General features: G+C 68.2%; 13 protein-coding genes and 1 pseudogene. 5 read left to right on the top strand and 9 right to left on the bottom strand.

Features of this window, described 5'->3' with window-relative positions:
• The first annotated feature begins 99 nt into the window (after nt 1-99).
• Both eccD and mycP read left to right on the top strand, forming a co-directional pair.
• Nucleotides 100-1,406, top strand: a pseudogene (gene eccD, locus MSG_RS04880) (type VII secretion integral membrane protein EccD).
• Nucleotides 1,403-2,725, top strand: coding sequence for a type VII secretion-associated serine protease mycosin (mycP, locus tag MSG_RS04875; protein ID WP_269458618.1), 1,323 nt, complete (start codon nt 1,403-1,405; stop codon nt 2,723-2,725). The pseudogene eccD and the gene mycP overlap by 4 nt, the downstream one beginning before the upstream one ends.
• Here mycP and eccB read toward each other — a convergent pair.
• Complete coding sequence (gene eccB, locus MSG_RS04870) at nt 2,690-4,081, bottom strand: type VII secretion protein EccB (RefSeq protein WP_096437558.1); 1,392 nt, start codon at nt 4,079-4,081, stop codon at nt 2,690-2,692. The genes mycP and eccB overlap by 36 nt on opposite strands.
• Before the next feature lie 122 nt (nt 4,082-4,203).
• On the opposite strand from eccB, the gene MSG_RS04865 reads away from it, so the two are divergent.
• Together MSG_RS04865 and MSG_RS04860 are read left to right on the top strand one after the other, a co-directional pair.
• Nucleotides 4,204-5,079 (top strand): cutinase family protein, encoded by an 876-nt coding sequence (locus tag MSG_RS04865; RefSeq protein ID WP_373421204.1) that lies wholly within the window; start codon nt 4,204-4,206, stop codon nt 5,077-5,079.
• Nucleotides 5,080-5,190: 111 nt separating this feature from the next.
• Nucleotides 5,191-5,835: a cutinase family protein gene (locus MSG_RS04860; protein WP_096437556.1), complete on the top strand. Its 645-nt coding sequence runs from the start codon at nt 5,191-5,193 to the stop codon at nt 5,833-5,835.
• 1 nt (nt 5,836) lies between these two features.
• Here the strand turns inward: MSG_RS04860 and truA are convergent, their stop codons facing one another.
• The 8 genes from truA to infA all read right to left on the bottom strand — a co-directional run bounded on the left by truA (nt 5,837) and on the right by infA (nt 10,466).
• Nucleotides 5,837-6,781, bottom strand: a complete 945-nt coding sequence (truA, locus tag MSG_RS04855; RefSeq protein ID WP_096437554.1) for a tRNA pseudouridine(38-40) synthase TruA — start codon at nt 6,779-6,781, stop codon at nt 5,837-5,839.
• On the bottom strand, nt 6,687-7,235 hold the full coding sequence (gene rplQ / locus MSG_RS04850; RefSeq protein ID WP_096437552.1) for a 50S ribosomal protein L17: 549 nt from the start codon (nt 7,233-7,235) through the stop codon (nt 6,687-6,689). Before rplQ ends, truA begins: the two co-directional genes overlap by 95 nt.
• 57 nt (nt 7,236-7,292) lie before the next feature.
• Nucleotides 7,293-8,369 carry a DNA-directed RNA polymerase subunit alpha gene (locus tag MSG_RS04845; RefSeq protein WP_258173983.1) on the bottom strand — a complete coding sequence of 359 codons (1,077 nt, stop codon included), beginning with the start codon at nt 8,367-8,369 and terminating at the stop codon, nt 7,293-7,295.
• Nucleotides 8,370-8,466: 97 nt separating this feature from the next.
• Entirely contained in the window at nt 8,467-9,072 is a 606-nt protein-coding gene (rpsD, locus tag MSG_RS04840; RefSeq protein WP_096437548.1) for a 30S ribosomal protein S4, read from the bottom strand.
• A gap of 10 nt (nt 9,073-9,082) precedes the next feature.
• Nucleotides 9,083-9,499 carry a 30S ribosomal protein S11 gene (rpsK, locus tag MSG_RS04835; RefSeq protein WP_046182344.1) on the bottom strand — a complete coding sequence of 139 codons (417 nt, stop codon included), beginning with the start codon at nt 9,497-9,499 and terminating at the stop codon, nt 9,083-9,085.
• Nucleotides 9,500-9,505: 6 nt separating this feature from the next.
• Entirely contained in the window at nt 9,506-9,880 is a 375-nt protein-coding gene (gene rpsM, locus MSG_RS04830; RefSeq protein ID WP_096437546.1) for a 30S ribosomal protein S13, read from the bottom strand.
• A 203-nt stretch (nt 9,881-10,083) separates the two neighbouring features.
• Nucleotides 10,084-10,197, bottom strand: coding sequence for a 50S ribosomal protein L36 (rpmJ, locus tag MSG_RS04825; protein ID WP_003879483.1), 114 nt, complete (start codon nt 10,195-10,197; stop codon nt 10,084-10,086).
• Nucleotides 10,198-10,244: 47 nt separating this feature from the next.
• Nucleotides 10,245-10,466 carry a translation initiation factor IF-1 gene (gene infA, locus MSG_RS04820; protein WP_003418601.1) on the bottom strand — a complete coding sequence of 74 codons (222 nt, stop codon included), beginning with the start codon at nt 10,464-10,466 and terminating at the stop codon, nt 10,245-10,247.
• Nucleotides 10,467-10,722: 256 nt separating this feature from the next.
• On the opposite strand from infA, the gene MSG_RS04815 reads away from it, so the two are divergent.
• The gene (locus MSG_RS04815; RefSeq protein WP_096437544.1) at nt 10,723-12,399 is read left to right on the top strand and encodes an FAD-dependent oxidoreductase; all 1,677 of its coding nucleotides are present in this window, start codon (nt 10,723-10,725) and stop codon (nt 12,397-12,399) included.
• Nucleotides 12,400-12,406 lie beyond the last annotated feature (7 nt).

Genomic DNA, 12,406 nt, shown 5'->3' with positions numbered 1-12,406 from the left:
GTCGCAGGGGGGGTACCGGTGTCCGCATCAGATCGGGAGTTACGCCGGGTCTCTATTCACGCCGACGGCAGCGTCGTCGACGTGGCGCTACCGTCGCAGATGCCCGTCGGTACCCTCATTCCACCAATCGTCGACATCGTGGAAGGCCGGGCTGTCGACAGGCCCCCTGATCCGACGGCCAGGCACTACCAACTGTGCCGCCCCGGCACGGCCGCGCTGCATGTGGCGATGACGCTGGCGCAGAACGGCATCCGAGACGGCGACACGTTGGTCCTGAGCCGCACCCAGGCGCGGGCGGTCGTTCCAAGGCACGACGATGTGGCCGAGGCCGTCTGGTCGACCTTACCCACGGGCGGCACGGATCGACCGCAACGGCGGCACGCGGCCCGACTTACCGGCGCGGTGGCAGCGGTTCTGTTCACCATCGTCGGCTCCGTCGCCCTACTGCGAAATGCGCTTTTCCTGAACATCACTCGTCATTTCGATGCGACAGCCAGCGCCTTGGCTCTGGCCGGCATCGCCGCCTTGATGTTCGCGACAATCGGATACCGCGCACACCGAGATGCGGTCGCCACGACCACGCTGGGCGTAATCGCCACCGTATTCGTCGCATCGGCAGGCTTCCTCGCGGTACCGGGCGTTCCGGGACTCGCCAACGTTCTGCTGGCCGCGATGGCGGCGGCCGTCGCCTCGACTGTCGTCATGCGCATCACCGGCTGTGGTACCACCGTATTCACCGCCATGGTGTGCTTCGAGGTGACCGCCGCCCTCGCCGCGCTAGCCGGATTGGTCACCGACGCCCCGCTGCGTGCCGTCAGCTCGGTAGCAACCCTGGTATCGCTTGGTCTACTGGGTGCCACGGGGCGGGTTTCGATCATCCTGGCCGGATTAGCACCCATACTATTCGAAGCACCGAACGCTGAGCCACACGCAGATGAGCTGCCGGAAAGGGTGATTCGCGCCGACGGCTGCCTGGCAAGCCTCGTCGCCGCATTCTCGTCGTCGGCGGCGGCCGGTGCGATCGCCACCGCGGTCGGTGGCGCACCACGAGCGGCCTGCAGCGCCTTCGGCGCGCTGAGCGCCACCCTCCTGGTCCTGCACGGCCAGCGGATTCAGCGCAGGACGCTGATCTGCGTCATCAACGGGATTGTCAGCACGGCAACGGTATTGGGCTTCGCCGCGGTCACGCCCCGCACCAGGGGCTCTGGATGGCCACCGCGACGGTATCTCTCGTCGCTGTCGCGTACATGCTCGGCTTCGCCGCCGCACCGACGTCGATTTCGCCCGTCGCGCGGCGAAGCGTCGAGCTGCTGGAGTGGCTGGGACTGGTCGCGATGGTGCCGCTGACCTGTTGGGTGTGCGGCCTCTACGGTGCCGCCCGCGACCTGTATCCGCCGTGGGGCTGACGCCAGCACGCGTCGCGCGCGTGCTGGCGGCGATGGCGCTGACCGCGTTGCCGCAACTCGGAGTGCCGACAGCACATGCGGTTTCGCCACCGGAGGTCGACGACCGATGGTTGCCCAAGCCGGCCCTGCCGGCACCGCCGCGGCCGACGGTGCAACGTGATGTATGCGCGATGGTCGCCACGGCTTCCAGCACGGGCCCCAGCAGGCCCGGTGCTCTCGACCTGCCACGGGTATGGCCGCTGTCTCGCGGCGCCGGCCAACGCGTCGCAGTCATCGATACCGGTGTGTCGCGACATCGCGGCTTACCCGGCGTGGTGCCGGGGGGCGACTACGTGTTTACCGGTGACGGCACCCAGGACTGCGATGCGCACGGCACCTTGGTGGCCGGGATCATCGCTGCCGCAATCGACTCCGAGCCTGACGGTTCGGGCGGGGTGGCGCCCGACGCCACCCTGATCAGCATCCGCCAGTCCAGCGCGAAGTTTGGTCTGGCAAGCGATCCGTCGAGCTCGGGCGTCGGTGACGTCGACACGATGGCACGGGCCGTGCGCACGGCCGCCGATCTGGGCGCTTCGGTGATCAACATTTCGTCGGTGGCCTGCGTCCCGGTCGCGTCGGCACTCGACGACCGCTCGCTTGGCGCCGCGCTGGCCTACGCGGTCGACGTCAAGAACGTCGTCATCGTCGCCGCGGCCGGCAACACTGGCGGCGCTGGGCAGTGCCCGCCGCAGCGGGCGGATGCGACCTGGCAGACGGCCACCGTCGCGGTCAGTCCCGCTTGGTACGACGACTACGTGTTGACGGTGGGATCGGTAACTGCCGACGGTGCTCCGTCCGCGTTCACCCTCGCCGGACCGTGGGTCGACGTGGCGGCCACCGGCGAGGGGGTGACATCGCTCGGGTCGGCGGCGCTGTCCGGCACCAGCTTTGCCGCGCCCATCGTCAGCGGACTCGCCGCGTTGATCCGGGCCCGCTTCCCGGCTCTGAGCGCGCGGCAGGTGATGCAGCGCATCGAGTCGACCGCGCACCACCCGCCCGGCGGCTGGAATCCGTTCGTCGGCAGCGGCGCGGTCGATATCCTGACCGCCGTCAGCAGCGACTCGACGCCGCCGGCCAGCACCCCGAACCCGCCCACCCCGCAGCCGCCGGCCCCGCCGGCACCAGCAGCACAGCGGCCGGACTCGCCCGGCCGGGACACCGCAATATGCGGGGCGGTCGTCTGTCTGGTCATCCTTCTCGCGGTACCCCTCGCCGGTCGGGCGAAAGCTCGCATACCGGCCCGATCAAGGGGTGCCCGCGACCGCGTCGCGGGCGACTAGAGCGCTTGCCCTGCTCAGCTCGGGCCCGGAAGGCAAAGCAGCCAGCAACGGCCAGGGAACCGGGGTCGCCGCGGGGGGCAAACCGAGGTCACGCGCGGCGTCATCATCGTGAATCACGAACCGCACCCCGGTGTCGGTGACCAGGTAGCGCGCGCCGGCTTGTCCATACGGCCGCACGTAGGCGCTCCGGCCCGGCGGCAGGTAAACCGCGTCAAGCGCCGGACCGCGGCCGTCGGCCTGCGCCAGGGTCACCGGTGCCTGCCCGGAGGGCACCGGCAGCCGACCGGCCGCCAAAGATGCGGTGTCCGAATGCCCCGGGTCCCACGCCGCACATACGACGGAATCGGCCTGGTGGGTTGCGAAGACCAACGTTTGCGGCGGCTGATCGGGAAACGTCGCCACGGGCAGTGCCGTGACGACGGGAGCCGCGTGCAGCACGTCGGGCGCTACCGCGGGGACGTCGGCGGAGCCGCGCGAATCGCTGAAACGCAGCAGATCCGCGGCCACCCTGCCGATGCGCTGGACCCCGGAACCCAGAACGGCGTAATACTCGTCACCGTCGCCGCGGGCAAGGCGCAGCAGGGCGCCGACGGGAAAGCCGGGCAGTCCGGCCGCTTTCTCGCCCACCCCGCGAATGCGTGGCGTCGTAATCGGCGACACCTCCGGGACGGCGTTCAGCAACAGCGGCGACACGGCGGACGACGCGCGTCCCTGCAGCCCGAGCGCGCGTACCACGGCGGGATCTGCCAGGTCGACGACGGCCCGCTTCCCCCGGTAGAGCAGGTACGTGGGCGAACCCGCGCCGGCGGTGGCCAGGATCGCCTGCTCGTCGGTGAGCCGACCGTCCGGCGGTGCTGGGGCGGCCTCGACAACGACGGTCGTGGCGGATTCCTCGCCGCCATCGCAGATAGTCCACACCGCTTGCTCGCCGGGCAATAGTGAACCAACCAGCTGCGGTGCACCCGGAATTCCCAGCAGTGGACCACGTTTCGTGTGACTCAGTTCAGACTCACGCACGGGTTGCGGGTCGGCATCGGTCCCCGCGATCAACCGCGCCGAGACCAAGTTCAGCACCGGATGCCAGGTATCATCGACTCGGACATACAGCGCTCCGGTCCGTTTGCCCATCACGATCTGCAGTTGGTCGAGTCTTGCTTCGGGCCGCAGCAAACCAAGAAGTGCACATCCTGCGAACGCGATCGCGGCGACGACGCACCCAATCGTCAACGGCGCCGTCCGCGAGCGCAGGGACTCGCCCGACACACGGCTATCGACACCCAGCAACGCGGACTCCGCGCGGTGCAGCAGAAATCGGTACCCGCTGACGTATAGCCAGGTGGTCGGTCCGCCCGCCACTTCACCTCCAAGATCGTCAATCGGCCGGGCTCACGGTAAGTCGCAAAACCACAGCTCTGCGGCCGGTTATCCACAGCCGGGCAGGTTTGGGCAGGCTGCAAAGTGGGTAAAATCGGACCGTGATTTGTCACTGCGAACTCGGTCGTTGGGTCGGTCTGGGCGCCTCGGCGCTGATCACCACCGCCGGCCTGCTCGCCAGCCCCACCGCGGCGCCCGTCGCGCGCGCCTTCGACTGCCCCGACGCCGAGGTGATCTTCGCCCGCGGCACCAACGAGCCGGCCGGCCTGGGGCGCGTCGGTGACGCGTTCGTCGACTCGCTGCGCCAGCAGACCGGGCTCAACATCCTGCCCTACGGGGTCAACTACGCCGCCAGCAAGTTGCAGCTGCACGGCGGCGACGGGGCCAACGACACCATCGACCGGGTCAAGAAGAGCGTCGAAACGTGCCCCAACACCAAGATCGTCCTGGGCGGTTACTCGCAGGGCGCTTCGGTCATGGACATCGTCGCCGGCGTGCCGATCGGCGGCATCAGCTGGGGTAACAAGCTGCCGGAGCAGTACGCCAACAACATCGCCGCCGTGGTCACCTTCGGTGACGTGGCCGACCGCGCGGGCGGCACGCTGCCCACCCAGAGCGCGTTGCTGGGCTCCAAGGCCGCCGACTACTGCAACCCCAACGACCCGATCTGCCACGCCGGCCCCGGCAACGAGTGGAGCGGGCACACCGAGGGCTACGTTCCCGTCTACACCACCCAGGCCGTCGCCTTCGTCGCGCCCAAGCTGCTGGGCGGCGCCGGTTCGCAGCTGCCCGGGTACGGTCCGCAGTCTCCGGCCACCGGCCCGCTGACCCCCGGCTCCCCGTCGCAGGCCCCCGACGGGGTGCCGTCGATTCACGGCCCCTCCTCGCCTGCGACGCCCGGGGCGCCGGGCACGACGGCGCCCACACCCGCGTCGCCGACGCCGGCCCCGTCAGCCGATCTGGTCGATGCGGTTCGGTGACGTCGGGGCATCGATCGCGTAACGCCGCACCACCGCGATAGCCCGCCTGGCCTGCGAAAACGCCCCGAAGCGGGTAGCCGGCCGGGCCGATGCGCGTCTTATCATCGGCTCGTGGGGATTCGCTCGGCCCGGCTCGGCTCGGTTGTACTCGCCACCGCGGTATTGGGAATCGCTCCGGCCACGGTGACGATCCCGCGCGCCACCGCGGCCTGCCCGGCCGCCGAGGTGGTCTTCGCGCGCGGCCGCGAGGAGCCGCCCGGCGTCGGCTACATCGGTCAGGCGTTCGTCAACGCTCTGCAAGCCAAGGTGTCGATGCCCGTCGCGTCCTACGGGGTGAACTACCCCGCCGACGTCGACCCCGCCAAGGGCGCCACCGACATGAGCAACCACGTCCAGTCCATGGCCAAGCACTGCCCGACCACCCGCGAGGTGCTAGGCGGCTATTCGCTGGGCGCTATCTCGGCCGACCTGGTGGTCGCGGCGACCCAGCCCGCGTTCGGGTTCAAGAACCCGCTGCCGCCGGGTGTGGACCAAAACGTGGCCGCGGTCGCGCTGTTCGGCAACGGCACCCGGCGGGTGCTCGGCCCGGTCCCCGACTTCAGCCCGGCCTTCGCCGGCAAGACCATCGACCAGTGCGCCCCCGGCGACCCGATCTGCTCGAGCGGCACCAACTGGCCGTCGCATCTGCAGCCGTCGTACATCAACTCCGGGCTGGTGGATCAGGCCGCGGGCTTCGCCGCGGGCAGGCTGCGTTGACTCAGTCGCGCGTGCGCAGATCGCGGGTGATCAAGATCCGGGCCGCCAGCTCGTCGTCGGGCGGATAGTCCACTGCGACCAGCGTCAGGCCGTGCGCCGGCGCGGCCGCGAAATCGCTGGAACGTTCTGTCGCCGTGAGCAATTCGCGACACCAATCGGGGCTGCGCCGGTGCTCCCCGACGGCCAGCAGCGCCCCAACCAGCGAACGCACCATCTGCCAGCAGAACGCGTCGGCGCTGACGTGCGCGGTGATCAGGTCGCCCTCGCACGCCCAGTCCAGCCGCTGCAGATGGCGGATGGTGGTGGCGTTCTCGCGGTGCTTACAGAACGCCGCGAAGTCGTGCAGCCCCAGCAGGTGTCGTGAGGCGGTCCGCATCGCGTCGATGTCCAGATCCCGCGGCCAGGCGGTGATGTAGCACGCCTGCTGGGGCGCCACCCCGTAGGGTGCCGCCGACAACCGGTACACGTAGTGCCGGCGCAGCGCCGAGAACCGGGCATCGAAAGAGGCTGGCGCCCTGGCGATGTCGAGAACCCGCACGTCGGTGGGCAGAAACCGGCCCAGTCGGCGCACCAACGACGAGAACTCCGGCTCACCGGCGCGCGGCGAGCGCGAATAGGCGTTCGGCAACGCGTCGGCAGGCACATCCAGATGAGCGACCTGCCCGGTGGCATGCACGCCGGTGTCGGTGCGTCCGGCCGCGCGTAATCGCACCGGCGTGCGGAAGACCGTCGTCAGCGCCTCGTCCAGAACACCGGCAACCGTGCGCTGCCCGGCTTGAACGGCCCAGCCCGCGAAATCGGTTCCGTCGTAGGCGATATCGAGCCGCAGACGAACCGATGAAGCCGGGTCGTTAACTCTCGTCAGCCTCAGTGGCTTCGGCCTCGCTGACGGCCCCGGTCTCGGCGGCTTCTTCGGCCGTCGGGCCGACGGCCTCCTCAGGCTCAACCGCCGCCTGAGGAGCCGATGCTGCCGCCACCTGAGCTTCGGGAGCCTTCTTCGAAGCCTTCACGCGGCGGGCCCGATCGGCCTCCGAGGTCACCGTCTTTTCCCGCACCAGCTCGATCACGGCCATCGGGGCGTTGTCGCCCTTGCGCGCCTCGACCTTGATGATGCGGGTGTAACCGCCCTCACGATCGGCGAAGAAGGGCCCGATCTCCTCGAACAAGGCGTGCACGACGTCCTTGTCGCGGATCTTCTTCAGCACCTCTCGACGGTTGTGCAGCGCGCCCTTTTTCGCGTGCGTGATCAGCTTCTCCGCGTACGGCCGCAGGGCACGCGCCTTCGGCTCGGTCGTCTTGATCCGACCGTGCTCGAACAGCGACGTGGCCAGGTTGGCCAGCAGTGCTTTCTGATGCGAAGACGACCCGCCGAGGCGAGGGCCCTTGGTGGGCTTGGGCATTGCGCTATCTCCTTATCGGGGCCGGTCCCCGTATGAGGTAGGACCGGGACGGATTCTTTAGAGCTGTTCGGTTTCGGCGTAGTCCGCGTCGTCGTAAGCACCCTCGGTGGACCAGGTTCCGGTGGCGACGTCGTAGCCCGCAACCTCCGACGGGTCGAAGCTCGGCGGGCTGTCCTTGAGCGACAAGCCCAGCTGGTGCAGCTTGACCTTCACCTCGTCGATGGACTTCTGGCCGAAGTTGCGAATGTCGAGCAGGTCGGACTCGGTGCGGCTGACCAGCTCGCCGACGGTGTGCACACCCTCGCGCTTGAGGCAGTTGTAGGACCGCACGGTCAGATCCAGGTCGTCGATCGGCAGGGCGAACGACGCGATGTGGTCGGCCTCCGCCGGCGACGGCCCGATCTCGATGCCCTCGGCCTCGACGTTGAGTTCCCTTGCCAGACCGAACAATTCGACCAGGGTCTTACCGGCCGACGCCAGGGCGTCGCGCGGGGTGATCGAGTTCTTGGTCTCGACATCCAGGATCAGCTTGTCGAAGTCGGTGCGCTGCTCGACACGGGTCGCGTCCACCTTGTAGGTGACTTTGAGGACCGGCGAGTAGATGGAATCGACTGGGATACGGCCGATTTCGGCACCCGAAGCACGGTTCTGCACCGCGGGGACGTAGCCACGGCCACGCTCGACGACCAGCTCGACCTCGAGCTTGCCCTTGTCGTTCAGCGTCGCGATGTGCATGCCGGGGTTGTGCACCGTGACGCCGGCGGGCGGAACGATGTCACCGGCGGTGACCTCGCCCGGACCCTGCTTGCGCAGGTACATGGTGACCGGCTCGTCCTCCTCGGAGGACACGACCAGACCCTTGAGGTTCAGGATGATCGCGGTGACGTCCTCTTTGACGCCAGGCACGGTGGTGAACTCATGCAGCACGCCGTCGATGCGGATGCTGGTGACGGCCGCCCCGGGGATCGACGACAGCAGCGTGCGCCGCAGCGAATTGCCCAGGGTGTAACCGAATCCGGGCTCCAGCGGTTCGATGACGAACTGGGACCGGCTGTCGGTGAGGATCTCCTCCGACAGTGTGGGGCGCTGTGAGATCAGCATGTTTTTCTCGTTCTCCTTCTCGGCACCCGCTATTTGATGCCGCTGTGCTGTCCTGCGGCGACCCGCTGCGCCCGGCTTCGCCGCGCTTGCGCTCGTCGCAGTTTTCCGAGCCGGTCGGCCCGAAAAGTTTCTACTTCGAGTAGTACTCGACGATCAGCTGCTCGGTGAGCGGCACGTCGATCTGTGCCCGCTCGGGCAGCTGGTGAACGAGGATGCGCTGCCGCTCCCCGACCACCTGCAGCCAGCTCGGGATCGGGCGGTCGCCCGCCGTCTCCCGCGCGATCTGGAACGGCACGGTGTTCAGCGACCCGTCCCGGACGTCGATGATGTCGTACTGCGACACCCGGTAACTGGGGACGTCGACGTGCACGCCGTTGACGCTGAAGTGGCCGTGGCTGACCAGCTGGCGAGCCATCCGGCGGGTGCGCGCCAGGCCGGCCCGGTAGACCACGTTGTCCAGGCGGCTTTCCAGGATGCGCAGCAGTTCCTCACCGGTCTTGCCCGGCTGACGAACGGCCTCTTCGTAGTAGCGGCGGAACTGCTTTTCCATCACGCCGTAGGTGAAGCGGGCCTTCTGCTTCTCCTGCAGCTGCAGCAGGTATTCGCTTTCCTTAATCCGCGCGCGGCCGTGCTGGCCGGGCGGGTAGGGGCGCTTCTCGAACGCCTGGTCTCCACCGACGAGGTCGGTGCGCAACCGGCGCGACTTGCGCGTGATAGGTCCGGTGTAACGAGCCATGTCTTCTTACCTAGACCCTTCTGCGCTTGGGCGGACGGCAGCCGTTGTGCGGCTGCGGGGTGACGTCGGAGATCGCGCCGACTTCCAGGCCGGCGGCCTGCAGCGAGCGGATCGCGGTCTCCCGACCCGAACCCGGGCCCTTCACGAACACGTCGACCTTGCGCACACCGTGCTCCTGGGCCTTGCGTGCGGCGTTCTCGGCGGCCAGCTGCGCGGCGAACGGCGTCGACTTGCGCGAGCCCTTGAAGCCGACGTGACCCGACGACGCCCAGGCAATGACGTTGCCCTGCGGGTCGGTGATGCTCACGATCGTGTTGTTGAACGTGCTCTTGATGTGCGCGGCACCGTGCGGGATGTTCTTCTTCTCCCGCTTACGGGTCTTCTGCCCCTTCTTGGGAGCAGAGGCTGCCTTCTTGGCTGGTGGCATGAGCGGTTACCTGGCCTTCTTCTTGCCGGCGATGGTGCGCTTGGGGCCCTTGCGGGTACGCGCATTGGTCTTGGTGCGCTGGCCGCGCACCGGCAGGCCGCGGCGGTGCCGCAGGCCCTGGTAGCAGCCGATCTCGATCTTGCGGCGAATGTCGGCCTGCACCTCGCGGCGCAGGTCACCCTCGACCTTGATGTTGGCTTCGATGTAGTCGCGCAGGTGGGTCAGCTGGTCGTCGGTGAGGTCCCTGGTACGCAGGTCCTTGTCGATCCCCGTAGCCGCCAGGATCTCGTTGGAACGGGTCCGGCCGATGCCGAAGATGTATGTCAGCGCGATCTCCATCCGCTTGTCGCGCGGCAGATCGACGCCTACTAGTCGTGCCATAGGTGGCGTTTTCCTCTTTTTCTATGCGGAGGTCTTATCCCAGTCCGTTCCCGGTGCCGAAAAGCGAATTTCGGCTCGGGGCCCGGCCTCCGTCCGGGCGTGGATGAGCGACGTATTCGCTCACTGGTGCTGGGAGGTCTGCATTCAGTTGTTCAGTGCTTGACTGTCCGGTTCCTCATCGTCACCGGACGGCTCGGGCGCGATCAGCCCTGGCGCTGCTTGTGACGCGGATCGGAGCAGATCACCATGACCCGCCCATGCCGACGGATCACCCTGCACTTGTCGCAGATTGGCTTGACGCTCGGGTTCACCTTCACGGCTGTTCGATCCTGTTCTTCTACTCGTAGGTCTTCGGTTCGGGCTTTTACTTGTAGCGGTACACGATGCGGCCCCGGGACAGGTCGTAGGGAGACAGCTCCACCACCACCCGGTCCTCGGGCAGGATGCGGATGTAGTGCTGGCGCATCTTGCCGCTGATGTGGGCAAGCACCTTGTGGCCGTTCTCCAGCTCAATGCGAAACATCGCATTGGGCAGGGGCTCGACCACGCGGCCCTCGACCTCGATGGCGCCGTCCTTCTTGGCCATAACTTCTCGTCAAATCCTCGTCGTTTGGTTTCGTTCGCAGCTGCGCCCGGATCGGCACAACATTCACACCGACCTTGAACGTGAGCCGGTGACAGGAAAATTCCTAGGGACAGGGCACGCAAAAAATCGGCGCGGATGACGCACCGTTGGTCCACGATACCTGGTCAACGGGCGTGGGCCAAAATCGCTCATAGCGGAAACAGGGCCGCGGCCTCGCCCCGCCGCGAGGCTCCTGACGAGCGCATACTTGAACCCGATGACACGTCCTCTTGACGGCACAACGCAGCCGCGAAAGCCCGTTCTACTCACCGTCGACGACGACCCCGCGGTGTCGCGGGCGGTGGCCCGGGATTTGCGGCGCCACTACGGCGAAGAACACCGCATCGTGCGGGCGGAGTCGGGCCCCGAGGCAATGGAGACCCTCAAGCAGCTCAAACTGCGGGGGGAGACCGTCGCCGCCCTCATCGCCGACTACCGGATGCCGCACATGACCGGCATCGACTTCCTGGAACAGGCGATGGACCTGTACCCGAGTGCGCGGCGGATCCTGCTGACGGCCTACGCCGACACCCACGCCGCCATCGACGCGATCAACGTCGTCGACCTGGACCATTACCTGCTCAAGCCGTGGGATCCGCCGGAGGAGAAGCTCTACCCCGTCGTCGACGCGCTGCTGGAGGCGTGGCGCGCGGCCCCGGAGCACCCCATCCCGCACACCAAGGTGATCGGGCACCGCTGGTCCGCGCGATCCTGGGAGGTGCGCGACTTCCTGGCCCGCAACGGGCTGCATTACTCCTGGTTCATGGCCGACGAGCCCGACGGCGAGCGGCTGCTCAACGCCGCCGGCGCCGACAGCCTGCGGCTGCCCGTCGTCGTCACCGAACGCGGCGACCCGCTGATCGAACCCACCGACGCCGAACTGGCCGACAAGCTCGGGCTGTCGTCAACCCCGTCGCAGGACTTCTACGACCTGATCGTCGTCGGCGGCGGGCCGGCCGGGCTGGCCGCCGCCGTATACGGCGCCTCCGAGGGGCTGCGCACGGTGCTCATCGAGAACATCGCGACGGGTGGTCAGGCCGGACAGAGCTCCCGCATCGAGAACTACCTCGGCTTCCCGGACGGGGTGTCGGGCGGGCAGCTGGCCGACCGCGCCCGCCGGCAAGCGGAGAAGTTCGGCGCCGAGCTGATCACCGCGCGCGAGGCGACCGGCCTCGAGGTCAACGGGCCCAAGCGCACCGTGCGGTTCGCCGACGGCGAGTCGATCGACGCGCACGCCGTCATCCTGGCCACCGGCGTGACCTACCGCGAGCTGCAGGCCGAGGGCTGCACCGAGCTGACCGGCTGCGGCGTCTACTACGGGGCCGCGGTGTCTGTCGCCCCGGACTGCGAGGGCGAAGAGGTCTACGTGGTCGGCGGCGCGAACTCGGCCGGCCAGGCGGCGATGTACCTCTCGCGGGCGGCCAAGTCGGTCAACATCGTGGTACGGGCTCCGTCGCTGGAGGCGTCGATGTCCTACTACCTGATCCAGCAGATCGAGGCGAATCCGAAGATCAACGTGCTGACCTGCACCGAGGTGCGGCGGGTCACCGGCGAGGGCCACCTGGAGAAGCTCACCCTGGTCAACAACCGGACGGGCGAGGTCGAGGACGTCACCTGCGGCCGGATGTTCATCTTCATCGGGGCCGCCCCGCGCACCGACTGGCTCGACGGGGTGCTGGCCCGCGACGACCACGGCTTCATCCTGACCGGGCCGGACCTGCGCAACGTCTGCGGCTGGACGCTGGACCGCCCGCCGCATCACCTGGAAACCAGCGTGCCGGGGGTGTTCGCCACTGGCGACGTCCGTTCGACGTCGGCCAAGCGGGTCGCCGCCGCCGTCGGGGAAGGATCGATGGCCGTGATGCTGGTCCACCGGTACCTGGCCGAGAGCTAGGAGGGGC

The organism is Mycobacterium shigaense (assembly GCF_002356315.1).
In the GTDB taxonomy this organism is placed as follows: Bacteria; Actinomycetota; Actinomycetes; order Mycobacteriales; family Mycobacteriaceae; genus Mycobacterium; species Mycobacterium shigaense.
This window is presented reverse-complemented; position numbering and strand designations above follow the sequence as displayed.

What these genes read in the sequence shown, in the direction of transcription:
- rplQ (WP_096437552.1), bottom strand. Translation starts at nt 7,235, where the DNA reads ATGCCCAAGCCCACCAAGGGCCCTCGCCTCGGCGGGTCGTCTTCGCAT.
- rpsD (WP_096437548.1), bottom strand. Translation starts at nt 9,072, where the DNA reads ATGGCTCGTTACACCGGACCTATCACGCGCAAGTCGCGCCGGTTGCGC.
- rpsK (WP_046182344.1), bottom strand. Translation starts at nt 9,499, where the DNA reads ATGCCACCAGCCAAGAAGGCAGCCTCTGCTCCCAAGAAGGGGCAGAAG.
- rpsM (WP_096437546.1), bottom strand. Translation starts at nt 9,880, where the DNA reads ATGGCACGACTAGTAGGCGTCGATCTGCCGCGCGACAAGCGGATGGAG.
- infA (WP_003418601.1), bottom strand. Translation starts at nt 10,466, where the DNA reads ATGGCCAAGAAGGACGGCGCCATCGAGGTCGAGGGCCGCGTGGTCGAG.
- MSG_RS04815 (WP_096437544.1), top strand. Translation starts at nt 10,723, where the DNA reads ATGACACGTCCTCTTGACGGCACAACGCAGCCGCGAAAGCCCGTTCTA.